This is a genomic window from Pseudomonas frigoris, from assembly GCF_047758635.1.
Taxonomy (GTDB): Bacteria; Pseudomonadota; Gammaproteobacteria; order Pseudomonadales; family Pseudomonadaceae; genus Aquipseudomonas; species Aquipseudomonas frigoris.
In genome coordinates, this window is sequence record NZ_CP180479.1 from 1,570,981 (window position 1) to 1,592,222 (window position 21,242).

The window sequence follows — 21,242 nt, forward strand, 5'->3', positions numbered from 1 at the left end:
CGCTACTAAAGTGGCATTCGGTCTGTAGAGTAGGACACTCAAGCAGCCTCCCTTCGCACGGTGAGTCAACGATTGACCCATAACGCCATCCAACGCTTGTTGCTCAAACGCTTTGCCCTCGCAGCCGGCACCTACGCCCTGGCTTTGTTGCTGTTGTGGCTGGCGTTTTTCACCGGTCATTACGATGAATCCCTGTCCAACGTGGCCATCGGCAGTGCGCTGGTGGTCATCAGCCAGGCCGCGTTGTTTGCGGTGTTTTACAGTGGCTGCAACCTGCGTTTTTCCGACCCCAGCCTGACTGAAGCGCAAGTGTTGCTGGGGCTGGGTTGGCAAACCTGGCTGATCGCCAATTTGGATGAAGCACGCGGCGCGTTCCTGGTGTTCTACGTGCTGATTCTGCTGTTCGGGTTGTTCCATCTTTCGCGCATGGCCTTTTTGCGGTGCGCGCTGTTGGTGTTTTTCAGTTTCAGCGCGATCACGCTGTGGGAGGGCTACCACTTCCAGTTACCCGACCCGGCGCTGGCCGCGTTGCAGGTGTGCGTGCTACTCATCGTGTTGGTCTGGCTGGAACTTTATGCCCGTCACGTCCAGGCCTCCCGTCAACGCATGCGTCAGCGCCGATTTGCCTTGCAGGCGCATCAGGACACCCTGCGCGGGATGATGCGCCAGCTCGAAGACCTGGTGGCCACTGACGAACTGACCGGGCTGTTTAATCGCCGGCATTTCCTGCGCCTGGCCTCCCGTGAGCTGAAGGCCATGGACGCCGGTGTCATGCATGGCCTGGCGCTGATCGACCTCGACCATTTCAAACGGATCAACGATGTGCACGGCCATGCCGCCGGTGATCAGGTGCTGCAAGCCTTTGCCGCCGTGGCCACCGCCTGCTTGCGCGATGGCGATGTGCTGGCCCGTTACGGTGGCGAAGAATTCGTCGTGCTGTTGCCCGATTGCAACGCCGAGCGCTTGACCTCCTGTTGCGAGCGGCTGCGCATTGCGTTCACCGATGTAGAACTGATCGGACTCAACGTCGCCCATCTCAGCTTGTCGGCGGGCATGACATTGCTCGAACTGGGCGACGATCTCGATGAAGCCTTGCAGCGCGCTGATCAAGCGCTTTATCGCGCCAAGCGTGACGGCCGCAATCGTTGCGCGGCCGCGTGGGAGAACGTCGATGCCTGAGTTACGTGTCGGCGAACGCCAATGGTCGGTGGCGGCGGGCAGCAACCTGCTCGATGCGTTGAATCAGAACGGCGTGTCGGTGCCCTACAGCTGTCGCGCCGGCAGTTGCCATGCCTGTCTGGTGCAATGTGTCCAAGGGCTGCCGAGTGACAGCCGCCCCGACGCCCTGAGCGCAGACCAGCGTCAGCAAGGCTGGCGCCTGGCGTGTCAGTGTCAGGTGGTCGAGGACTTGCAGGTGCACACCTTCGATCCTCAGCAGGATGGCCGCCCGGCCGAGGTGGCGGCTGTCGATTGGTTAAGCGCCAGCGTGTTGCGTTTGCGCCTGACCCCTCAAAGCCCTTTGCGCTACAGCGCCGGGCAGCATCTGGTGTTGTGGGCGGGCAACGTGGCGCGCCCGTATTCATTGGCCAGCCTGCCGGAAGAAGACCGCTTTCTGGAGTTCCATCTCGATTGTCGCCAGTCGGGGGAATTCAGCGACGCGGCCCGCCAGCTGAAAATCGGCGATTCGATCCGCCTCGGCGAGTTGCGCGGTGGGGCCTTGCATTACGACCTGGACTGGAACACCCGACCGCTTTGGCTGATGGCCGCCGGCACGGGTTTGGGGCCGTTGTTCGGTATCTTGCGTGAAGCGCTACGGCAAGATCACCAAGGTGCCATTCGTGTCATTCACCTGGCCCATGATGCCGAGGAACATTACCTGGCCAAACCCCTGCAAGCCATGGCAGCCAGCCACCCGAACCTGAGCATTGAGCTGTGGACAGCGGCCGAGTCGCCAGAGGCTTTGGCACAACTGCGGCTTGTCTCCCGGCATACCCTGGCCTTACTCTGCGGGGCCCCTGACAGCGTCGACGCCTTTGCCCGGCGCTTGTACCTGGCGGGATTGCCGCGCAATCAACTGCTGGCGGATGTCTTTGTTCTCCGTGGTTGAGCGCTGATTTTCAGACACCGAGACCACCATGAGCGATGCCATCCAATTTGAACGTGAGCGCGGCCTGCTGATCCTGCGCCTCAACCGCCCCGACAAGAAAAACGCCCTGACCCGCGCCATGTACAGCCACTTGGCCGAAGCGCTGAAACTGGCGGATTCCGACCCGGAAATCAACGCCGTGTTGATCACCGGTTCTACCGAGTGCTTCACCGCTGGCAACGACATCGCCGATTTCATCCAGCAACCACCGAGCAACCTCGACAGCCCGGTGTTTCAGTTCATGCTCACCCTGCTCGAATGCCGCAAACCGGTGATCGCTGCCGTGGCCGGCGCGGCGGTGGGCATTGGCACGACGATGCTGCTGCATTGCGATCTGGTGTATGTCAGTCGCGATGCGCGCCTTCGCATGCCGTTCGTTAATCTTGGGTTATGCCCGGAGTTCGGCTCCAGCCTGCTTCTGCCGCGGTTGCTCGGGCAGGCCAAAGCCGCCGAGTTGTTGCTGCTGGGCGAAGGTTTCAGTGGTGAACAAGCCGCGCGGTGGGGCATTGCAACCGAAGCCTTGGGCAGTGGCGAAGCGGCGTTGGCCAAGGCGCGGGAGATGGCGTTGCGTTTCGAGTCGCTGCCACCGGAAGCGGTGCGCATCAGCAAGCAATTGATGGAAGCCCCGGACCGCGAACAACTGCGCAAGGCAATAGAAGAAGAGAGCGCGTTGTTCACTCAACGGCTGCGCTCGCCGGAAGCGATTGCGGCGTTGTCAGCGTTTATCAACCGGCATTGAATCTCCGCTGACTGAGCCGGCCCCTTCGCGGGCAAGCCCGCTCCCACAGGGTTTTGTGTTGTACTCCGGATTTGTGATCACCACCCATTACTGTGGGAGCGGGCTTGCCCGCGAAGAGGCCCGATCAGACAACACAATGTTCGGATCAGAAAGCAAAAAGCCCCGCCATTCACATGGCGGGGCTTTTGTTTTTCAGCAACCGGTCAATCAGACCATCTTGTCGCCAACGTGCAGGATTTTCATCCCGTTGGTGCCGCCGATGGTGTGGTAGCTGTCGCCCTTGGTCAGGATGACCCAGTCGCCTTTTTCCACTACGCCGCGCTTGAGCAACTCGTCGATCGCGGCCTGGCTGACTTGCTCAGGCGGCAGCGATGCCGGGTCGAACGGTACGGTGTAGACGCCACGGAACATGGCCGCGCGGGCCTGGGTTTCGCGGTGCGGGGAGAACGCGTAGATCGGTATCGAGGAACGGATGCGCGACATGATCAACGGCGTGTAGCCACTTTCGGTCAAGGCAATGATCGCCTTCACGCCCGGGAAGTGGTTGGCGGTGTACATGGCCGCCAGGGCGATGCTCTGGTCGCAGCTTTCGAAGACCTTGCCGATGCGGTGGCTGGAAGTCTTGCTGGTCGGGTGTTTTTCAGCACCGATGCAGATGCGCGCCATGGCTTGCACCGCTTCCAGCGGGTACAGGCCGGCAGCACTTTCCGCCGAGAGCATCACGGCGTCGGTGTAGTCGAGTACCGCGTTGGCTACGTCGGACACTTCGGCGCGGGTCGGCATCGGGTTCTGGATCATCGACTCCATCATCTGGGTCGCCACGATCACAGCCTTGTTGTGGCGGCGTGCGTGCAGAATGATTTTCTTCTGAATGCCCACCAGCTCGGCGTCGCCGATTTCCACGCCCAGGTCACCACGAGCCACCATGACGGCGTCGGATGCATTGATCAGCGCGTCGAGGGTTTCGTCGTCGGCCACGGCTTCGGCGCGTTCGATCTTCGCCACCAGCCAGGCAGTACCGCCGGCCTCGTCGCGCAGTTGACGGGCGTATTCCATGTCGGCAGCGTCACGCGGGAAGGACACGGCGAGGTAGTCGACTTCCATCTCGGCGGCGAGCTTGATGTCGGCCTTGTCTTTTTCAGTCAGGGCCGGTGCGGTCAGGCCGCCACCGCGACGGTTGATGCCTTTATGGTCGGACAGCGGACCGCCGATCAGTACGGTGCAGTTGAGCTCGGTGGCATTGGCGGTATCAACGCGCATCACCACGCGGCCGTCGTCGAGCAGTAGCTCGTCGCCCACGCCGCAGTCCTTGACCAGATCCGGGTAGTCGATGCCGACGATGGTCTGGGTGCCTTCGGTCAGAGGATGGCTGGTGGAGAAGGTGAATTGATCACCGATCTTCAGCTCGATCTTCTTGTTGGCGAATTTGGCGATACGGATTTTCGGGCCTTGCAGGTCACCCAGCAGGGCGACGAAGCGGCCGTGCTTGGCAGCGAGGTCACGCACCAGCTTCGCGCGAGCCTTGTGCTCGTCGGGGGTGCCGTGGGAGAAGTTCAGGCGGGCGACGTCCAGGCCAGCCAGAATCAGCTGTTCGAGAACTTCCGGCGAGTTACTGGCCGGGCCAAGGGTAGCGACGATTTTGGTGCGACGGACGGACATGCATAGACTCCTGAGTTCAAGCGCTGAGTGAGGCTACTATGGTCCGAAGTTGTAGTCATTGTTCGTTTGCACTACTTATTCGTTTATATCTTTAAACGAACAATCTTGAAGATTTCCGCCAACGGGTCGATACAGAGCTCAAGACAGGAGAACCCCCATGCGATTCGTGCTCATTGCCGCCCTTGCCATCAGTGCCCTCAGCGTCACGGGCTGCACCCGTTGGTCGATGAACCATCATTTGAATAACGCCTACAGCGCCTATGACCGTGGCAATTGCGAGCAAGTAACGCTCGAACTGTCCAAAGTCGAACGCGCCAGCCGCGCGCGGCCTTACGTGTGGCCGGAAGTGTCGATGCTGCGCGGACTGTGTCTGGAGCGCCAGAAGCTGTTTGTCGATGCGGCGCAAACCTACCAGTTCATCATGGCCTCGTACCCGCAAAGTGAATACGCCTACCGCGCCCGCGCCCGCCTGGAAACCTTGCAGTCGCTGGGCCACTACCCGCTGCGCAGTGCGGCTGCGGTCGTGCGCCCGACGCAGTTCTGATTGCCGTAGTCGTTCAAAGACTGGCTCACCGGCGGTGGTGAGCTATAGTCGAATAGATCGGTTTAGAGCCTTGCCTCTAATCGACGCAACACCTGTGATCGGCAGGAGTAAGCGGCAGCGGCTTTGTGGACTGTCGCACCGGGATCGGGGAGAGCGCGCCTATGTCTATGCCTATATAAGAAATAGAACCAGGCCCGTTCCGAAGCATTAGTGCGGCTCTGCTTAAGAGCCTTGCTGGGCCATTTGCGCATGTTTACTGACCGCCGGATCGAGCGGCATCAACTGCCGTATTTTCTAAGAGTGTTCAACAGCGTCACCGACAAACCCATCGGCTTTCTGGGCAACGTGTCCGAAGACGGGCTGATGCTGATCAGTCAGTTGCCGATGATGATCGGCGCCGATTTCGATTTGCGCCTGAAAATCCCTGCCAGCGATGGCTGCATGCAGGTCATTGATCTTCAGGCGTTTTGCCTGTGGTGTCATGAAGACACGACCCCTCACCACTATGACGCCGGTTTCAGCCTGCAACGGGCCCCGCCGGAGTATGGGCAACTGATCAGCGCCTTGAAGCGATACTTCAGCTTTCAGCCGTTGCCTGCCTCTGCCTGAAATCTACGCAATCTTGGCGATAGCCATCGCGAGCAAGCTCGCTCCCACAGGGGCTCGGTGTTGATCCACAAGATTTGTGCCCAGCAACGATCTCCTGTGGGAGCGAGCTTGCTCGCGATGACGTCAGCGCAAACAACAAAGAACCAACGGCTGAAATGCTACGTCGTCTTGATCGCCATCTCGTTCGCCAGCGACCTCTCCACCAGCATCAACCCCAACTCACTCATCCGATAAATCGCCATCGCCAGGTGACGCGGTCTGTCGTCCAGGCTTTCAGCCAGGTCGAGCAGCAGAATGCTGACCGTCGAAAAGGTCTCGTAGGTCTCGATGGTCAAGGCTTCGGGGTTGGCATCGGACACAACGGTGAACATTTTCATGGCGCGGTCCTTGGAAGAGCGAAGGGAGGTGATGTCGGATTTGAGGTAGTGGTCCAGCGCCTTGTCGGCGGCGGCGTGGAGCTTTTTAGGGTCAAGGGTGGCGTAGGGGAGTTCGCATTTCTCGGGTGGAGGTTTGAACATCGGGTTAACTCCTTTGGATCGCTAATGGGTAGAGACAGGAGAACCTTAAGGTTGAATGGCCATCTTCAATAGTCAGCCAGGGCCGCTGCTAGTTGTAGGCAGAGGCGCTTGGTTTTGTAGTCGTTGTCGTTTGCTCGAATATTCGAGTAGGAAAAGAGCTGTCCAATGATGAACATTTGTCATGCCACCAAGCTATTCCTTCATCACCGAGCGCCCTACAATTTTGAGGAACTGTTGAGTGATATTTCGAGAGTTGAAAGTTTTTATCCCTCATCAGAGTGTGGTTTTTTCGGGGGCTGTACTTCTTTAAAGTCGGTGGATACAGAGATAAGCGCCAGAGAGATAAATTTTTGGTTTCGATCTAGCGTTTGGAGCGCCCCTCGGATGTTATTTGCGACTTCAGTAGCCCCTTGCTTCTCCACCCAATTGGTTAGTTCTTCTATTGCCGCACCCATTGCCAGCTGGTTCTGAGAGATCTGGGTTAGCACTGCAGTGAATAGATTTTTCTCATCCATGATTTATTCCTCGATGTAGAGCTAAACGCCTGTTGGTTATGACCGATGCTCAAAACTGTTATGGGAAAGAATTGACCACTGCATCGCGTCCTTAAGTAGTTCCATTATCACTTCCTATCGAGGTCGTGAAGCACTATTTTCTACGCTGGGTACCGTTACATCATTCCGGCTTTTTTCCAACCCAGATACCGCGTCACCAGCTCGGCCCCCAACTCTGAGGGTCGAGCATCCACCACTGGTACTCCATGTGCACTCAACCGCTCATGGAGCTCCGCCCGTTCATTCAAATAATCCACCGTCCCGCAATAGGCCAGCGCTTCCGAAAAGGTTTGCACCGGCGTGTGCCGCAGCGTGTCGAGCAAGTCTTCGCGCAGGCTCGCCACCAGCACCCGATGTTGTTTGTTCAGGCGTTTGACGGCGGTCAGCAGTTCTTCATCGTCTTCATCCCGCAAGTTAGTCACCAGCACCACCAGCGCCCGGCGTTTTTGTCGGGCCAGTAACTGGTTGGCGGCGGCCTGATAATCGGCTGGGCGTTGGGTGCTATTGAGGTCATAGACAGCGTTGAGCAGGACCTTGAGTTGTTCAGTGCCTTTTACCGGAGCGAGGTAATGCGGCCGGTCGCTGGCGAAGGTGCTCAGGCCTACCGCATCGCCTTGGCGCAGGGCGATGTAGCTGAGCAACAGGCAGGCGTTGAGTGCGTGATCGAAATGCGCGAGTTCTCCATCCTGGCTGCGCATCCGTCGGCCGCAATCGAGCATGAAGATGATCTGCTGGTCGCGCTCGTCCTGATACTCACGGGCGATGGGGGTGCGTTGGCGGGCGGTGGCTTTCCAGTCGATCTGGCGCAGGCTGTCACCTTCGCGGAATTCCCTTAATTGATGGAATTCAAGGCCCAACCCGCGACGCTGGCGCTGGCGGACGCCGAGTTGGCTCAGCCAGTTGTCCACTGCCAGTAATTGGCCGCCGTAAAGGCGGGCGAAGTCCGGGTAGACGCGGGTGTTGTCGGCCACGTTGAGCAAGCGTTTGTCAGACCACAGGCCCAATGGGCTGGGCAGGTTGATTTCGCAGTGTTCGAAGGTGAAGTGGCCGCGCTTGAGCGGGCGCAATCGATAACCGATCTGGCTGTGCTGGCCGGGTTGCAGGTCGACCGACAGTGGCAGGTTTTCGAAGCTCAGGCCTTCCGGCACATGGTCGAAAATCTGTACGGTCAGTGGTTGTTCAAAATCATGCTCGATCTCCAGTCGCACTTCGCCCCATCGAGCGAGTGCAAGGCTACCGGGCATTTGTCGCTGGAGGCGGGGTGAGGGCAGGCGCTTGAGACGGACACCGTCGAGTACTGCCAAGGCCAGCAGCGCCAGCAGCAATCCCCAGTTGATCGCTTGCAGGCTGGATGGAATCGGGATGTCCAGCGCCCGCATTGCGCCCAGCACGATGCCGATGGCCAGCAGCAAGGCGAGCCAGATCAGCAGAAGCCGGGACGGTTTCATGGCGTGACACCGTGTGGTCTGTTGAAAAGATCGCAGCCTTCGGCAGCTCCTACGTCGAACGCTGGCCCCCGTAGGAGCTGCCGAAGGCTGCGATCTTTTCTGGTGTCGACGCGAATATCGAGCACGGCGTTCACACTCTTGGCGCCGGCACTTGATCGAGCAGTTGCTTGAGCACTTGATCGACGTCCAGCCCTTCGATGTCCAGCTCCGGCGCAATCCGCACACGGTGACGCAACACCGCGAGGGCGCAGCCTTTGATGTCATCCGGAATCACGAACTCGCCACCACGCAACAAGGCTCGCGCCCGAGCGCAACGCACCAGGGCAATGGAGGCCCGTGGCCCGGCACCGAGGATCAGGCCCGGCCAGTTGCGGGTGGTACGGGCCAGGCGCACAGCATAGTCGAGCACCTGATCGTCCAGCGGCAGATCGCTGGCAATGCGCTGCAAGGCCAGCACGTCCTTGGCTTGCAGCACCGTGCGCAGGGGTTGCACATCGAGCATGTCGGCCCGGGTCGAGCGGCTGACCTGGCGGACCATGTTCAATTCTTGCTCGGCGTCGGGGTAGTCCATGCGCACCTTGAGCATGAAGCGATCGAGCTCGGCTTCTGGCAGTGGGTAAGTGCCTTCCTGTTCGATAGGGTTTTGCGTGGCGAGCACCATGAACGGTTGCACGATGGGCAGGGCGCGGCCTTCGAGGGTGACTTGTCGTTCTTGCATGGCTTCGAGTAGCGCGGCCTGGGTTTTCGCCGGGGCACGGTTGATCTCGTCGGCCAGTAAAAGGTTGGTGAACAACGGACCTTTGCGCAGTTTGAACTGCTCGGTCTGCAGGTCGTAAACGGCGTGCCCGGTGACGTCGCTGGGCATCAGGTCCGGGGTGAACTGGATGCGCGCGAATTCGCCGCCGAAGCAGCGGGCGAGGGCGCGCACCAGCAACGTCTTGCCCAGCCCCGGCACGCCTTCGAGCAGTACGTGGCCACCGGCGATCAGGGCGGTGAGCACATCGTCGATCACGGTGTTCTGGCCGATCACGGCTTTCTGCAATTCGGTTCGCACGGCCTGGGCCAACTGGCTGGCGCGCTGGCGTTGCTGCGCGGCGTGGCTCAGTGCGCCGGGCTCGATCTGTTCACTCATAAGGCGTTCCTCAAGGTTTGCAGGTGGGCGACTTGGCGACTGAATTCAGCGCTGGACAGCCGCTGCTTCGGTCGCGGGCTCATGGCCTGGCTGATAGCGCGTGTGGGTTGGCCGGTCAGGCGTGCGAGCACCAGCCATTGTTCGGCAACGCCGAGTTGTTCAAAACCGGGATGACGGCGCCGCACACGACGCAAGATGTCGTGCTGCAAGGCTTGCACCAGGTGCTGCTGACCGTTTCTGCGCAGCATGAAATCGGCGCTGGCGCGCAGGTGTTCCTGAAGTTGGCGGCGGGCCCTTGGGGCCGGTTCCAGCAGCGGACCCTGGCGCACGCCGACGTGCCAGACGCCAAGACCGATCAGGGCAAAAAGGGCGACCAATGCTTGAGGGAAATAGCGCAGAAGCAAGGTCAGCAGGCTGTCGTGATCGGTGTTGAACAGCAGGGTCACGTTCGTGTCCGCGGTCAGGTACCAGAGCAGCCAGGCGTTGTCGTACTGGTCGATGGCCGGGGTTTTCCACAGGTCGGCGTCGGTGACCACGGTGATCGAACCGAGCCCGTGATTGAGCTGCATCATGTGCGTGGCCTTGCCGCTGTTGGCCCAGGCCTGGGCGAGGTTTTTCGGGTCTTCGAGATGGAATGCGGTATCAAAACCTGCGTAGGCCGGCGCGTTTTCGTCTTCCAGATACAGCTTGGTCAGCTTGGGGTAAGGATCGTCGTCGATAGCGGGCGGCGGGTCCTTGAGGTCTTTGCTCAGCGACTGGTGCAGCTGCACCCGGTCGAGCAACAGGTCATTGCTTTGGCCAGTCTTTTCATCCCACAGCGACTGGGCAACAAACAAAAGACGCCCGCCGGCCCGGGTCCAGTTCAACAGCTGATCGATCTGGCGCGGGGTCATGTTGTACCGGTCCCCGAGTAACAACAGACTGTGCTGATGCGGCTCCAGGGTGGGCAGAATGTCGAGGCTGTCGGCGTGGCTCACCGACAGGCCCTGTTTGCGCAGGAAATGCTCGGCGGCGAGATAGGGGTTGGCCTGGGCTTCGGGCGAGGGGCCGTGATCGATGTCTGCTTGATAGGGCGTCGCCTTGACGTATAGATAAACACTCAGCGCGATCACTAGCACGGCAATGAACACGCCGACCGCCAGCCAGCGTTGCCGGTTCAACGCAACGCTCCCGGGCCGAACAGGGCTCGCCAGCCGTCACAGAGTTCCTGTTGCAAATGCGCGGGAGGCAGGCGATGCCCGTAGGCCATGTTCTGCCAGTGCCCGGTCAGGTTTTTACTGAAGGCCAGCAAGGCAGGTTGTTGCAATTGTTCAATGCGCTCCAGGACCTGGCCTTCGGTGTCGGCGGGTTTCAGCGCCATGTTGAAGTCGTGCAGCAAGTGGCTGAGCAGCCCGCGATAGAGCAACCCGAGGGCCTCGCGAGGGTGGGTTTGCCAGAGGCGTTCGGCGCTGGCGGCGATGTCGGCGGGCAGGGTTTCGCGGTTGAGGTCCAGGCCGAAAGCCTGTTGCGGTAACGGCCGCGTGACCTTGCTGTTCAAGGCCGGTCGACGGCTGACGAAGGCTTGCAGCCAGTCACGGTAATGCCAGATCAATAAACCAATGGCACCGATCACGACACCCCACAACACAATTTCAATCAGCGTGGCTGCTGCGCCGAAGCGTTGGTTGTCCAGAAGCTTGAGCAGCGCCTCCAGCCATTCGGGGGCGTTGTCGTCGTCCGCCGTGTCGGCGGCTGGTTTGTCCTCGCCAAACCGATAGCGCGTGACCGATTCCTTGTTCCTGAATGGAGGCTGATCGAGGATCGCCTTGATGCTGTCCCGGGATGCCTGACTGGTCAGTGGCTGGTCCAGCAGGCGTGGGCTGTCGGGTGAAATGACTGGCTCGGCGGCCCATACGGTTTGTGCTGTCGGCATCAACAGGAACGCCGCCAGCAGCAGGGTGACGGCGGCGCTGCTCAAGCGTTGGCGCATGCGGCGGAACACCAGCTCGATATCCCAGGCCTCCAGCACCGTGCGCCGATTCAGATAAAGGCTGAAGCCGCAGGCGACATAAACCGGTTCCCAGACAATGAGCACCAGTGCGTAAAAGGCATTGGTCAGGTGTTCCAGCCAACGCCAGTCCTGTGTGGCGGCGGTGATCAAGGTCTGCCAGCTCCAGTCGAGTTCGACCTGTTTCGGCAAGAACATATAGAACAGCACCATCAGGCCGATCCATAACGCGCTTTCCAGGTGTACGCCGATGATGGTCAGCCACCGCGCAGCACCGGCGTTGCGCTGCAATAGCACCTGCAAGCGCTGTTGTCGCGCTTGCCCACTCAGCCCTTCGAGTTGCACCACCGGCATCAGGAAACTGCGACTCAGGCTCAGGCGCCGCCAGGTCAGACTCACCAGCAGTTGCGGTTGGAGCAGCCGCGGAAATTGGCGCAGCGCCTGCTTCAGCGTGGGCGTTTCGCCGAACATGGCTTTGGACAGTATGTACAGCGGCAGGCGGTCGAACGCCGGTTTCAGCCACCAGAAAATGAACACGGCGAGGGAGGGCGAATCCCACAGCACCCAACTGAGCAGGGCGAAAATCGGCAAGGTCACGATGGCCCAACTGGTCATCAGCAGACGCCGGTGTCGCTGGCTCAGCAGGACGCCCAGGTCCATGGCTTCCCAGGTGGTGCGCGGGCGGATGACAACCGTGGCGTCACTCAGGCGCATGGCGGGTCCGTCCGGCAAACAGCAGATAAACCGCCACCAACAACCAGAGGGCTGCACCGACCAGGTATTTGGTCATTGGCGCGACGCCGACCGTGGACGACCAGTAAGCTTCGATAAACGCCGCAATCAGCAGAAACAGCATGACCCCGCAAATCAGCAGCACGCTCTTTCGCGCCGCCAATCGCAGGGCTTCGGAGCGGGGCAGGCGCCCCGGCGCGATCAATGCCCAACCCAGTTGCAGGCCGGCGGCACCGGCCAGGGCGATAGCACTCAGTTCGAAGGCGCCGTGGCCAACCACGAATGACCAGAAGGTTTGCCCGTAGCCGATGTGCGTCAGGTGCCCGGCCACCGCGCCGATCATCAAACCGTTGAAGAACAGGAAAAACGCGCTGCCCAGGCCAAACAGCAAACCGCTGGCGAAGGTCTGAAAGGCGATGCCGATGTTGTGCATGATGTAGTAACCGAACATCACCCAGTCTTCACTGGCTGCCCGTTCGGCAGAGCGGCCCAAATGACCGGCGACGGGGTCGTACATGCCTTGCATCTCGCTGACCTGCTCGGCCGGGATCAGGTTGTAGACCAGGTCGGGGAACAGATACACCAGCAGTGCGATGCCGATCAGGCTGCCAAAAAACATCAGGCCGGCGGCGAGTACGAAGCGCCACTGTTCGCGCACCAGTCGCGGGAAGTCAGCCAGGATGAAGCTCAGCACGTTGGCACCCAATCGACTGCGGTGGCGATAAAACTGTTGATGTCCGCGCAGGACCTGTTGCTGCAATGAGTCGATCAGAAAACTGCTGTAACCACGTTCCTGGGCCAGCGCCAGGTGTTGGCAGAGACGACGATAATCGCTTGGAAAACGGGCGACTCGTTCGGCTTCCTTGCCTTGCTCCAGCTGTTCAAGCACGAGGGTAAATTGCTCCCATTCGGCCTTGTGGCGAGTTTCGAAAAGGCTTTGCTTCATGTCGGGCCCAACAAGCCGCGGGCGATGCCATTGAGTTCGTCCACGGCCCCTGGCGCCGACACCTGCAACGGTTGCGCGAGTATGGCCGCCAGCTCTTTGACCCGTGCTTCAGAGAGTTCACCCTGACGCTCGGCAAACCCGAGGATGGCGCGTTGTTCGGTCAGCGTCAGCGCAAAGGCCGGGCGCCGGGGCTGGATGTCAGGCAGTTGCGGTCGGGCAAGCGGTTGTTCGCGGTAGATCACCAGCGTGCCGGCAGCCAGATCGCCGAGGCGCTTGAAGGTAGGATGTTGCAGGCAACTGATGGCCCCGAGGAAATAGCCGAACGGCAGCATGTCGACAAATCGCAGCAGGTTGCGCAGCAGCGAAGCAGACCAGCCGATCGGCGTGCCATCGTCCTGTACCACTCGCAGGCCCATCCACTGCTTGCCGGGCGAACGCCCCTGATTGAGCACTTCGAACAGCACCATGTACCACCAGCTCACCACGAACAACAGAATCGAGCCGAGCCCTGCACCGAGTTTCCCGAGGAACGCCAGGACAATGAATAGCAGGCCAACGATCAACCCGCGCAGCCCGAGATCGATGGAGAACGCCAGCGCACGAACCATCAACCCGGCCGGGCGCAGTGGCAGGTCGATGCCTTCCGGCGTTTCGACTTGATACCGCGTATCCAGTGGCGCGGACAGCGTCGCTTTCCCTGGCAGTGCTGTGGTCTCGAGCATGGGCAACCTTGATGTGGCCTGTTCGGGATTCGATGTCCGTCCGATGCTAGCAGCCTCTCGGGGGAAAACGACATAACTATGTATTGCACGGCACGTGGCCAGAGGTGATTGAATGACGAGATTACTGGCCGGGGCGGGATGTGAACGCCTAGACTTCGCCGATCTTCAGTTCAGGAATAGCCCGTGACCTCTATCTTCTGGTACGACTATGAAACCACTGGCATCAACCCCCGTTGCGACCGTCCGCTGCAAATGGCGGGGATTCGCACTGACTTCGATCTCAATGAAATAGACGAGCCGGTCAACCTTTACTGCCAGCCCAGTGAAGACATCCTGCCCCATCCGGCGGCCTGTGCGATCACGGGTATTACGCCCGGCCGACTGGCCGAGCAAGGCTTGAGCGAAGCCGACTTCATGACGCGGGTGCATGCTCAACTCGCTGCGCCCGGCACGTGTGGGGCGGGGTACAACACGCTGCGTTTCGACGACGAGATGACCCGTTACAGTCTTTACCGAAACTTTTTCGACCCTTATGCGCGCGAGTGGCAGGGCGGTAATAGCCGCTGGGACCTGATCGATGTGGTGCGTGCAGCCTATGCCTTGCGCCCTGACGGCATCGTTTGGCCGACGGACGACGAGGGACGGATAACGCTCAAGCTCGAACGCCTGACCGCCGCCAATGGCATCGATCACGGAAACGCTCACGAAGCGCTATCGGACGTTCGCGCCACCATCGCCCTGGCGCGTCTGATCCGGGAAAAACAGCCGAAGTTGTATGACTGGTTGTTTCAGTTGCGCGGTAAACAAAAGGTGATGGATCAGATTCGGCTGTTGCAGCCAATGGTGCACATCTCCGGGCGCTTTTCAGCGGCGCGCAATTATGTCGGTGTGGTGCTGCCCCTGGCCTGGCACCCGCGCAACAAGAACGCCTTGATTGTCTGTGACCTGCACCTGGACCCTCAGGGCTTGCTCGATCTTGATGCCGACACCTTGCGCCAACGGCTGTATACCCGCCGCGATGACTTGGCCGAGGGCGAGTTGCCGGTGCCGCTCAAACTTATCCACATCAATAAATGTCCGGTGGTGGCGCCGTTGTCGGTACTTCGCTCTGAAGATCAGCAACGTTTGGGGCTGGATATGTCGCTCTACCAAGAGCGTGCGCTGCGGCTAAGTGACGCACAAACAGTTTGGCGAGATAAAGTTCAGGCGATTTACGCCAGCGAAGATTTCACCTCGAGCCAAGACCCTGAGCAACAGTTATACGATGGTTTTATCGGTGATCGGGATCGGCGTCTATGTGAGCAAGTCAGGTCTGCCGACCCTGCTCAATTAGCGCAACAACAATGGCCTTTCGATGATGAACGATTGCCTGAATTATTGTTTCGATATCGCGCACGCAACTTCCCCGATACGTTGAGTTTCGAAGAGCAAGAACGCTGGAGAATATTCTGTCAGCAACGTTTGTCAGCACCCGAGTGGGGGGCGCCAAATACGCTGGAAACTTTTGTAGAGGCCGCCGCCCAATGGAGTATTACGGCTACATCGTTTCAGCGAGAGGTGCTGAATGAATGGCAGAATTATGTCGAAGGATTACGCAAACGTTTGAATCTTTGAAATCGAAAATGTTCGGGTGCTGAATCCCGGGCATAAAAAACGCCAGCAGATGCTGGCGTTCTTTTTTGTCGCGGATGAGTCTGCGACAAGCGCTACGGCTTAGCCCAGCAGGGTAGCCCAGCCTTCAACCACGTCACCGCCCCACTTGGCTTTCCACTCTTTCAGAGTTTTGTGGTTGCCACCTTTGGTTTCGATGACTTCGCCGTTGTGCGGGTTTTTGTATTGTTTAACTTTGCGAGCACGCTTGGTGCCAGTAGTTTTTACTGCGCCGCCGCGTGGTGCTTTGGTTTTGGACTCTGGATCCAATAGCGCAATGATGTCACGCAGAGACTTGGAGTACTCGCCCATCAGGGTGCGCAGTTTGCCTTCGAATTCCAGCTCGGTTTGCAGTTTGTCGTCTTGGGACAGGTTCTTCAAACGGGCTTGCAGCTCTTTGATAGCTTCTTCGGTGGCGCGGTATTCGTTGATCAAGGACATGAGGACTACCTTATGTTGGGGCGCTGGATGGCAGGTGACAGTGCGGCAATAATAGTCAGGGTGTTTCACCAAGTAAACATATAACCGGAGTTTTATTTAAATTAGTTACGGTGAATAGGGCATAAATTGCCGGTGTAGTTAAATAGTGTGATGCAGTCATCACGAATATTCACAATTGGGCACTTGAAGATTGGCAACAGGAACACCATCGCGCGGGTTGCAGGTGCTGCCAGAACCTGTGCCGCTTACCTTTGTGTCGGGCAAAACGTCATCAATACTGCAGTTTTGCTGCGCAATCGCTAGAATGGCCGCCTTTGCGAAGTTCTGGAGTTTGACCCTCATGCGCACTTTTCGGCTGGTGATTGCTTGCCCGGACCGCGTCGGCATCGTTGCTAAAGTCAGTAACTTTCTGGCGTCACATAACGGCTGGATCACTGAAGCGAGCCATCACTCGGACAATCTCAGTGGCTGGTTCTTCATGCGTCACGAAATTCGTGCCGATTCGCTGCCCTTCGGTATCGATGCCTTTCGCGAAGCGTTTGCACCGATTGCCGAAGAGTTCTCGATGAACTGGCGCATCACTGATACCGAGCAGAAAAAGCGCGTGGTTCTGATGGCCAGTCGCGAGTCTCATTGCCTCGCCGACTTGTTGCACCGCTGGCACAGTGATGAGCTGGATTGCGAAATTTCCTGCGTGATCTCCAACCATGACGACTTGCGCAGCATGGTCGAGTGGCACGGGATTCCGTATTACCACGTACCGGTCAATCCGCAGGATAAAGAGCCGGCATTCGCCGAAGTCTCGCGCCTGGTCAAACAGCACGATGCCGAAGTGGTCGTACTTGCCCGCTACATGCAAATCCTGCCGCCCGAGTTGTGCCGCGAATATGCTCACAAGGTCATCAACATTCACCACAGCTTCCTGCCGTCGTTCGTCGGTGCCAAGCCGTATCACCAGGCATCGATGCGTGGCGTGAAGTTAATCGGCGCTACTTGCCACTATGTGACCGAAGAGCTGGATGCCGGTCCGATCATCGAACAGGACGTCGTTCGCGTCAGCCACAGTGACAGCATTGACGACATGGTGCGTTTCGGTCGGGACGTCGAGAAGATGGTACTGGCCCGTGGTCTGCGTTATCATCTGGAAGATCGGGTGCTGGTGCACGGCAACAAAACCGTCGTGTTCTGACAGCCATACAACACAGTTGAAATTCGAAGGGCCTGGGCGTTCAATCGCTTCAGGCCCTTCGCCGTTTCTGCACTGAGGACATGACATGGCCGATCCACTCGACAAAGCTACATCCAAGGCTCCCGCCACGTTGGGCGAAGGGTGTTTGAGTCGTTACGACCCGGATGACATGAGCCCAGAAGACGGGACGGAGTTTCCCGGTGCGGCCGAGTTGTGGGAGCAGTTGAATCCGGAGTCCGACGAAGAAATCGGGGAGGCCTAAAAAGATCGCAGCCTGCGGCAGCTCCTACAGGGGTACGCGATCCATGTAGGAGCTGCCGCAGGCTGCGATCTTTTAGGCCTGTTTGAATTTCATCAACTTCTTCAGCAGCGGCCGCCCAAGCATCAGTAAAAATACCGGCCCGCCGACTACCAGATAAAAGTAATAAGTCACCGCCCGCCAGATCAGAATCGCCGCCGCCGCGGTGGATTTCCCCACCATCGGCGCCAGCAGCGCCGCCGACGTCAACTCCGCCGCCCCGGCACCGCCCGGCAACAGGCTGAATTGCCCCGCGCTCAGCGAAAGCATCTGGATCAGAAAGCTCCAGGCCCACTGCAAATCCGCCCCAAGCCCACGCAATGCCAGATACAGCACGCTATAGCGCAAGATCCAATGCAGGCAAGTCAGGGCAAACACTGTAATGAGCGTCTGAAAGGGCAGCTTCAATGTGTCCGTGAACGCCGCCAGAAAGTGCAGGAGTTTTCGCGCCCAGCGCAGGCGCGTGGTGGTTTTGACATTCAAGCGAGCGAGCAACCGACCGCTCAGACGAATCAGCATTCGATGGTAGCGGGCGACCACCACGCAACTCAACAACCCGCCGAACATCGAAATGGCGCTGACGGTCAGCAGCCATTCCATGCGTTGGCTGAGGTGCTGGAACAACGCATAAATCAGGATTCCGCTCAGCGCACAAAGAAAAAACAGCAAATCGCTCAGCTGATCCATGGCAAACACGGCGCTGCCCCTGGCCGGACGCACGCCATTGCGCGCCAGCAGCGCCATGATCGTCAGCGGACCGCCGCTGCCACCCGGTGTGGCGCAATAAGCGAACTCGGCGGCCATCACCACACCGAGACTTTTTAGCGGGCCCACCTTGTCGCGCTGATCCCCTAGCAACAGGCGCAAGCGCATCGTGTTCAGCACCCAGCACAGCAGGATCATGCCGAACATGATCAGTAACCATGTCAGCGGAAAGCTTCGCAGTCGATACCAGGTTTCGTTACCGCCCAGCAGCGACGGAATCAGCACCGCAGCGAGCAGCGCGACGAGCAGCAGAATCCCGCGACTCATGCGGCGCGACCCATACGGTCGCTTTGCAGCGCCAGCCAGCGTGCCTTGGTCATCGGCACTCGTCCCTCGTCGAGCAAGCGCTTGAGGGTTTGCAGCCAGTAATTGCGCGAGTACTCGTGGCGCATATCGACCGGGTGCAAGCCCAGACGAATCACCGGTGCTTGCCGCCAGCGTTGTTCGCGTTGATCGCTGACGAGCTTCGACAACCCCCGGCGCCAGGCACTGCGCGCACTCCAGACCAGGCCTGGCGCATCAATTGCTGTGAAGTCCGGCAGACGATACAGATGCTGAGGATCGCTGGTGTAACTCAGAGGTAGCTGGCGCAAGGCCTGGCGCGTCCCTTCGCTCATCAACCAGGCCGGGGCGACGAAGCCCTCCAGCGGCCAGTGATAACGGTGGAATATTTCGATGCCGGCGCGCAGGCGGGCGAGGGCGGCTTCTTGAGACAGGCTGTAAAACTCGCCTTCGTGGGTGTAGATCCTGCGCATGAACCAGTCTTGTGGCGTAGTGGGAGTGGACGCTTCATCGCAATGAAAGTAACCGTGCAATGCCAGTTCGTCACCTCGGGCGAGACGACGGGTGAGCAAGCGTCGAAATCCCGGATGCTCTTCCAGATCGTTGTGCTTGTGGAAATTGGGCACCACCAGCCAGGTCATCGGCACCTCGCCCAGAGCGTCGACAGCTTCGACAAAGGGTTGGTAATCGGCCCAGGTTTGCGGTGCGACGTCGTGCAGGACGAGTATCAGGCTGGGCGGATTCATGGGCTCAACCATTGGCGGTCAGCGGCAAGTGGCTGCCAAGTACGGCGCGATAATGCCCCAGCAGGCTGTTGACCACCATGTCCCAAGAGTAATGCCGCTCGACATGGCTGCGGGCCTGTTTGCCCAACACGACGCTGCCCGAGCTGAACAGTTCGCGAACGGCGTCGGCCATCGCCAATGGATTATTCGGCGGGCAGAGCAGGCCGCATTGATCGGTGATGATTTCCTGAAAGGCCCCGGCCGCCACGGCCACCACCGGAATGCCACTGGCCATGGCTTCAAGAACCACCAGGCCGAATGTTTCCTGATCGCCTGCGTGCAGCAGCGCATCGGCGCTGGCCATCAATCGCGCCACGTGTGCCGCCGTACAGAACTCACCGATCACGGTCACGTTGTCCGGCACCACGGCCGGCATCGACGAACCTACCAGCAGCAGGTGATAGCGTCGGCCCAGGCGTTTCATGCAATCGAGCAGCACCGGCAGATTTTTTTCCTTGGCGCCGCGCCCGGCGAAGATCAGCAAATGAGTGTTTTCATCGATACCCAATTCGGCCCGCAGGCCCGGGTCCCGGGCATTGGGATGGAAGGTGTGCAAGTCGACGCCCAGCGGTTGCACGAAAACGTTCTTCACCCCGAGCCCGATCAGTTTGTCGGCCATGACCTGGCTTGGCGCCAGAACCCGATCGAAGTTGCCATAGAGCTTGCTGACATAGGCTTCGACGTTGGTGGTGACCCAGTTGCCCATGCGATTGCTGACCAGCAGCGGCAGGTCCGAGTGATAAAAGCCGACCACCGGGACATCGAGTTGCCGCCGAGCGTCGAGTGCCGCCCATGCGGTGAGGTAGGGGTCGCCGACCTCGATCAGGTCGGGCTGTAAATCGTGCAGAACATTGCGCCAGGGCGCGAGACGGAGGGGGAAACGATAACCCTTGCCGAAGGGCAGGGCGGGGGCCGGAACCGTGTAAACGCCATCCTGTTCACTCAAGTAAGCCCCAGGGATCAGCAGGCTGTGGCGAATGCCCGGCTTGATGCTCAGGCGACGGTGTTTTGCATCCAGATAAGTGCGCACGCCACCGCTGGCAGGGGCGTAGAACATGGTTATGTCAGCGATATGCACGATGAACATCCCTCCGGTCCGTTGGGCTCCCTTGGTTGACCTTTATGAAGGATAGATGTTCGGTTGGGGTTTTGCGGGGCAGTGAGGTTTGCGGTGTCTGGAGGGTCGCCTTCGCGAGCAAGCCCGCTCCCACAAGGTCTGGCGTTGAACCTGTGGGAGCGGGCTTGCTCGCGAAGGGGCCCGTCCGGACGCTAAATACGGAAACTGCCCACCAACTGTTTAAGCCGCGCCGCCTGCTGCTCAAGATCCGAGCACGCCCGCAACGTCGACTGCAGGTTTTCCACACCCTCCTGATTCAGTGTGTTGATCTCGGTAATGTCGACGTTGATCGACTCCACCACCGCCGTCTGTTCCTCGGTCGCCGTGGCCACCGACTGGTTCATCCCGTCAATCTCGCCAATACGCAACGTCACGCTGTTCAAACGCTCGCCGGCCAGGTTGGCGATTTCGACGCTGTCCTGGCTGTGGCGCTGGCTGTCGCTCATGGTGCTGACGGATTCGCGGGCGCCGACTTGCAGCTCCTCTATCATGGTCTGCACCTGTTGCGCCGATTCCTGAGTGCGGTGCGCCAGGTTGCGCACTTCATCGGCCACCACGGCAAAACCACGTCCGGCTTCACCTGCACGTGCTGCTTCGATGGCCGCGTTCAGCGCCAGCAGGTTGGTTTGCTGGGAGATGCTGGTGATCACTTCGAGAATCTGCCCGATGTTCACGGTTTTGCTGTTCAGCGATTCGATGTTGGTGCTCGAGGCGCTGAGCATGCTCGACAGTTGATTCATCGCGACAATGCTGCGATCCACCACTTGCTGACCATCTTCGGCCAGGCTGCGGGCATCGCTGGCCTGACTCGATGCTTGTGCTGCGTTGCGGGCGATTTCCTGAGCGGCGGCGCCGAGCTGGTTGATCGCCGCGGCCACGCTGCTGGTGCGCGAAGCCTGTTGGTCGGAGTTGAACATCGAGGAGTTCGAGGCGGCCACTACACGCAGAGCCACTTCGTTGACTTGCCCGGTGGCCGACG

At 59.5% G+C, this 21,242-nt stretch carries 22 protein-coding genes; 8 read left to right on the forward strand and 14 right to left on the reverse strand.

Features of this window, described 5'->3' with window-relative positions:
• The first annotated feature begins 72 nt into the window (after positions 1 to 72).
• Genes ACMXYH_RS07010 through ACMXYH_RS07020 form a run of 3 tightly spaced genes read left to right on the forward strand, consistent with a single transcriptional unit; the run spans position 73 to position 2,885 of the window.
• Positions 73 to 1,179, forward strand: a complete 1,107-nt coding sequence (locus tag ACMXYH_RS07010; RefSeq protein WP_415766687.1) for a GGDEF domain-containing protein — start codon at positions 73 to 75, stop codon at positions 1,177 to 1,179.
• Positions 1,172 to 2,107 (forward strand): iron-sulfur-binding ferredoxin reductase, encoded by a 936-nt coding sequence (locus ACMXYH_RS07015; protein WP_415766688.1) that lies wholly within the window; start codon positions 1,172 to 1,174, stop codon positions 2,105 to 2,107. The genes ACMXYH_RS07010 and ACMXYH_RS07015 overlap by 8 nt, the downstream gene beginning before the upstream one ends.
• A gap of 28 nt (positions 2,108 to 2,135) precedes the next feature.
• Positions 2,136 to 2,885 carry an enoyl-CoA hydratase-related protein gene (locus ACMXYH_RS07020; RefSeq protein WP_415766689.1) on the forward strand — a complete coding sequence of 250 codons (750 nt, stop codon included), beginning with the start codon at positions 2,136 to 2,138 and terminating at the stop codon, positions 2,883 to 2,885.
• A gap of 207 nt (positions 2,886 to 3,092) precedes the next feature.
• Here ACMXYH_RS07020 and pyk read toward each other — a convergent pair whose 3' ends face one another.
• Positions 3,093 to 4,544 (reverse strand): pyruvate kinase, encoded by a 1,452-nt coding sequence (pyk, locus tag ACMXYH_RS07025; protein ID WP_056741367.1) that lies wholly within the window; start codon positions 4,542 to 4,544, stop codon positions 3,093 to 3,095.
• 157 nt (positions 4,545 to 4,701) lie between these two features.
• On the opposite strand from pyk, the gene ACMXYH_RS07030 reads away from it, so the two are divergent.
• Positions 4,702 to 5,088 carry a tetratricopeptide repeat protein gene (locus tag ACMXYH_RS07030; RefSeq protein ID WP_046049689.1) on the forward strand — a complete coding sequence of 129 codons (387 nt, stop codon included), beginning with the start codon at positions 4,702 to 4,704 and terminating at the stop codon, positions 5,086 to 5,088.
• 249 nt (positions 5,089 to 5,337) lie between these two features.
• Entirely contained in the window at positions 5,338 to 5,697 is a 360-nt protein-coding gene (locus ACMXYH_RS07035) for a PilZ domain-containing protein (RefSeq protein ID WP_415766690.1), read from the forward strand.
• A gap of 158 nt (positions 5,698 to 5,855) precedes the next feature.
• Here ACMXYH_RS07035 and ACMXYH_RS07040 read toward each other — a convergent pair whose 3' ends face one another.
• From ACMXYH_RS07040 to ACMXYH_RS07075, 8 genes are all read right to left on the reverse strand, one after another.
• On the reverse strand, positions 5,856 to 6,215 hold the full coding sequence (locus ACMXYH_RS07040; protein WP_415766691.1) for a DUF6124 family protein: 360 nt from the start codon (positions 6,213 to 6,215) through the stop codon (positions 5,856 to 5,858).
• Positions 6,216 to 6,478: 263 nt separating this feature from the next.
• The gene (locus ACMXYH_RS07045) at positions 6,479 to 6,730 is read right to left on the reverse strand and encodes a hypothetical protein (protein WP_134417509.1); all 252 of its coding nucleotides are present in this window, start codon (positions 6,728 to 6,730) and stop codon (positions 6,479 to 6,481) included.
• Between the two features lie 155 nt (positions 6,731 to 6,885).
• Positions 6,886 to 8,217: a DUF58 domain-containing protein gene (locus ACMXYH_RS07050; protein ID WP_415766692.1), complete on the reverse strand. Its 1,332-nt coding sequence runs from the start codon at positions 8,215 to 8,217 to the stop codon at positions 6,886 to 6,888.
• Positions 8,218 to 8,347: 130 nt separating this feature from the next.
• A complete protein-coding gene (locus ACMXYH_RS07055; RefSeq protein WP_129437893.1) occupies positions 8,348 to 9,349 on the reverse strand; it encodes an AAA family ATPase in 1,002 nt (333 codons plus the stop codon).
• Positions 9,346 to 10,509, reverse strand: coding sequence for a DUF4350 domain-containing protein (locus ACMXYH_RS07060; protein ID WP_415766693.1), 1,164 nt, complete (start codon positions 10,507 to 10,509; stop codon positions 9,346 to 9,348). The genes ACMXYH_RS07055 and ACMXYH_RS07060 overlap by 4 nt, the downstream gene beginning before the upstream one ends.
• Positions 10,506 to 12,050 carry a DUF4129 domain-containing protein gene (locus tag ACMXYH_RS07065; protein ID WP_415766694.1) on the reverse strand — a complete coding sequence of 515 codons (1,545 nt, stop codon included), beginning with the start codon at positions 12,048 to 12,050 and terminating at the stop codon, positions 10,506 to 10,508. Before ACMXYH_RS07065 ends, ACMXYH_RS07060 begins: the two co-directional genes overlap by 4 nt.
• Complete coding sequence (locus tag ACMXYH_RS07070) at positions 12,037 to 13,014, reverse strand: stage II sporulation protein M (RefSeq protein WP_415766695.1); 978 nt, start codon at positions 13,012 to 13,014, stop codon at positions 12,037 to 12,039. The genes ACMXYH_RS07065 and ACMXYH_RS07070 overlap by 14 nt, the downstream gene beginning before the upstream one ends.
• The gene (locus ACMXYH_RS07075; protein ID WP_134417518.1) at positions 13,011 to 13,736 is read right to left on the reverse strand and encodes an RDD family protein; all 726 of its coding nucleotides are present in this window, start codon (positions 13,734 to 13,736) and stop codon (positions 13,011 to 13,013) included. The genes ACMXYH_RS07070 and ACMXYH_RS07075 overlap by 4 nt, the downstream gene beginning before the upstream one ends.
• Positions 13,737 to 13,919: 183 nt before the next feature.
• Here ACMXYH_RS07075 and sbcB point away from each other — a divergent pair, with 183 nt between their 5' ends.
• Positions 13,920 to 15,350, forward strand: coding sequence for an exodeoxyribonuclease I (sbcB, locus tag ACMXYH_RS07080; protein WP_415766696.1), 1,431 nt, complete (start codon positions 13,920 to 13,922; stop codon positions 15,348 to 15,350).
• Between the two features lie 99 nt (positions 15,351 to 15,449).
• Here sbcB and mvaT read toward each other — a convergent pair whose 3' ends face one another.
• A complete protein-coding gene (gene mvaT / locus ACMXYH_RS07085) occupies positions 15,450 to 15,827 on the reverse strand; it encodes a histone-like nucleoid-structuring protein MvaT (RefSeq protein ID WP_007933316.1) in 378 nt (125 codons plus the stop codon).
• 340 nt (positions 15,828 to 16,167) lie between these two features.
• Between mvaT and purU the strand changes: the two genes are divergently transcribed.
• Both purU and ACMXYH_RS07095 read left to right on the forward strand, forming a co-directional pair.
• The gene (gene purU / locus ACMXYH_RS07090; protein ID WP_008147434.1) at positions 16,168 to 17,016 is read left to right on the forward strand and encodes a formyltetrahydrofolate deformylase; all 849 of its coding nucleotides are present in this window, start codon (positions 16,168 to 16,170) and stop codon (positions 17,014 to 17,016) included.
• An 85-nt stretch (positions 17,017 to 17,101) separates the two neighbouring features.
• On the forward strand, positions 17,102 to 17,278 hold the full coding sequence (locus ACMXYH_RS07095) for a hypothetical protein (protein ID WP_165353233.1): 177 nt from the start codon (positions 17,102 to 17,104) through the stop codon (positions 17,276 to 17,278).
• 72 nt (positions 17,279 to 17,350) lie between these two features.
• On the opposite strand, the gene ACMXYH_RS07100 is transcribed toward ACMXYH_RS07095, so the two are convergent.
• From ACMXYH_RS07100 to ACMXYH_RS31470, 4 genes are all read right to left on the reverse strand, one after another.
• Entirely contained in the window at positions 17,351 to 18,346 is a 996-nt protein-coding gene (locus ACMXYH_RS07100; protein WP_134417522.1) for a lysylphosphatidylglycerol synthase transmembrane domain-containing protein, read from the reverse strand.
• A complete protein-coding gene (locus tag ACMXYH_RS07105; RefSeq protein ID WP_415766697.1) occupies positions 18,343 to 19,119 on the reverse strand; it encodes a DUF2334 domain-containing protein in 777 nt (258 codons plus the stop codon). Before ACMXYH_RS07105 ends, ACMXYH_RS07100 begins: the two co-directional genes overlap by 4 nt.
• Positions 19,112 to 20,233 (reverse strand): glycosyltransferase family 4 protein, encoded by a 1,122-nt coding sequence (locus ACMXYH_RS07110; RefSeq protein ID WP_415766698.1) that lies wholly within the window; start codon positions 20,231 to 20,233, stop codon positions 19,112 to 19,114. The genes ACMXYH_RS07105 and ACMXYH_RS07110 overlap by 8 nt, the downstream gene beginning before the upstream one ends.
• A 182-nt stretch (positions 20,234 to 20,415) precedes the next feature.
• Positions 20,416 to 21,180 carry a methyl-accepting chemotaxis protein gene (locus ACMXYH_RS31470; RefSeq protein WP_428608872.1) on the reverse strand — a complete coding sequence of 255 codons (765 nt, stop codon included), beginning with the start codon at positions 21,178 to 21,180 and terminating at the stop codon, positions 20,416 to 20,418.
• Between the last annotated feature and the right edge of the window lie 62 nt (positions 21,181 to 21,242).

Excerpts from the sequence above, each read along its gene's own strand:
- ACMXYH_RS07015 (WP_415766688.1), top strand. The coding sequence starts at position 1,172 with ATGCCTGAGTTACGTGTCGGCGAACGCCAATGGTCGGTGGCGGCGGGC.
- ACMXYH_RS07020 (WP_415766689.1), top strand. The coding sequence starts at position 2,136 with ATGAGCGATGCCATCCAATTTGAACGTGAGCGCGGCCTGCTGATCCTG.
- pyk (WP_056741367.1), bottom strand. The coding sequence starts at position 4,544 with ATGTCCGTCCGTCGCACCAAAATCGTCGCTACCCTTGGCCCGGCCAGT.
- ACMXYH_RS07030 (WP_046049689.1), top strand. The coding sequence starts at position 4,702 with ATGCGATTCGTGCTCATTGCCGCCCTTGCCATCAGTGCCCTCAGCGTC.
- ACMXYH_RS07035 (WP_415766690.1), top strand. The coding sequence starts at position 5,338 with ATGTTTACTGACCGCCGGATCGAGCGGCATCAACTGCCGTATTTTCTA.
- ACMXYH_RS07040 (WP_415766691.1), bottom strand. The coding sequence starts at position 6,215 with ATGTTCAAACCTCCACCCGAGAAATGCGAACTCCCCTACGCCACCCTT.
- ACMXYH_RS07045 (WP_134417509.1), bottom strand. The coding sequence starts at position 6,730 with ATGGATGAGAAAAATCTATTCACTGCAGTGCTAACCCAGATCTCTCAG.
- ACMXYH_RS07050 (WP_415766692.1), bottom strand. The coding sequence starts at position 8,217 with ATGAAACCGTCCCGGCTTCTGCTGATCTGGCTCGCCTTGCTGCTGGCC.
- ACMXYH_RS07055 (WP_129437893.1), bottom strand. The coding sequence starts at position 9,349 with ATGAGTGAACAGATCGAGCCCGGCGCACTGAGCCACGCCGCGCAGCAA.
- ACMXYH_RS07065 (WP_415766694.1), bottom strand. The coding sequence starts at position 12,050 with ATGCGCCTGAGTGACGCCACGGTTGTCATCCGCCCGCGCACCACCTGG.
- ACMXYH_RS07070 (WP_415766695.1), bottom strand. The coding sequence starts at position 13,014 with ATGAAGCAAAGCCTTTTCGAAACTCGCCACAAGGCCGAATGGGAGCAA.
- ACMXYH_RS07075 (WP_134417518.1), bottom strand. The coding sequence starts at position 13,736 with ATGCTCGAGACCACAGCACTGCCAGGGAAAGCGACGCTGTCCGCGCCA.
- mvaT (WP_007933316.1), bottom strand. The coding sequence starts at position 15,827 with ATGTCCTTGATCAACGAATACCGCGCCACCGAAGAAGCTATCAAAGAG.
- purU (WP_008147434.1), top strand. The coding sequence starts at position 16,168 with ATGCGCACTTTTCGGCTGGTGATTGCTTGCCCGGACCGCGTCGGCATC.
- ACMXYH_RS07095 (WP_165353233.1), top strand. The coding sequence starts at position 17,102 with ATGGCCGATCCACTCGACAAAGCTACATCCAAGGCTCCCGCCACGTTG.
- ACMXYH_RS07100 (WP_134417522.1), bottom strand. The coding sequence starts at position 18,346 with ATGAGTCGCGGGATTCTGCTGCTCGTCGCGCTGCTCGCTGCGGTGCTG.
- ACMXYH_RS07105 (WP_415766697.1), bottom strand. The coding sequence starts at position 19,119 with ATGGTTGAGCCCATGAATCCGCCCAGCCTGATACTCGTCCTGCACGAC.
- ACMXYH_RS07110 (WP_415766698.1), bottom strand. The coding sequence starts at position 20,233 with ATGTTCATCGTGCATATCGCTGACATAACCATGTTCTACGCCCCTGCC.
- ACMXYH_RS31470 (WP_428608872.1), bottom strand. The coding sequence starts at position 21,180 with ATGTTCAACTCCGACCAACAGGCTTCGCGCACCAGCAGCGTGGCCGCG.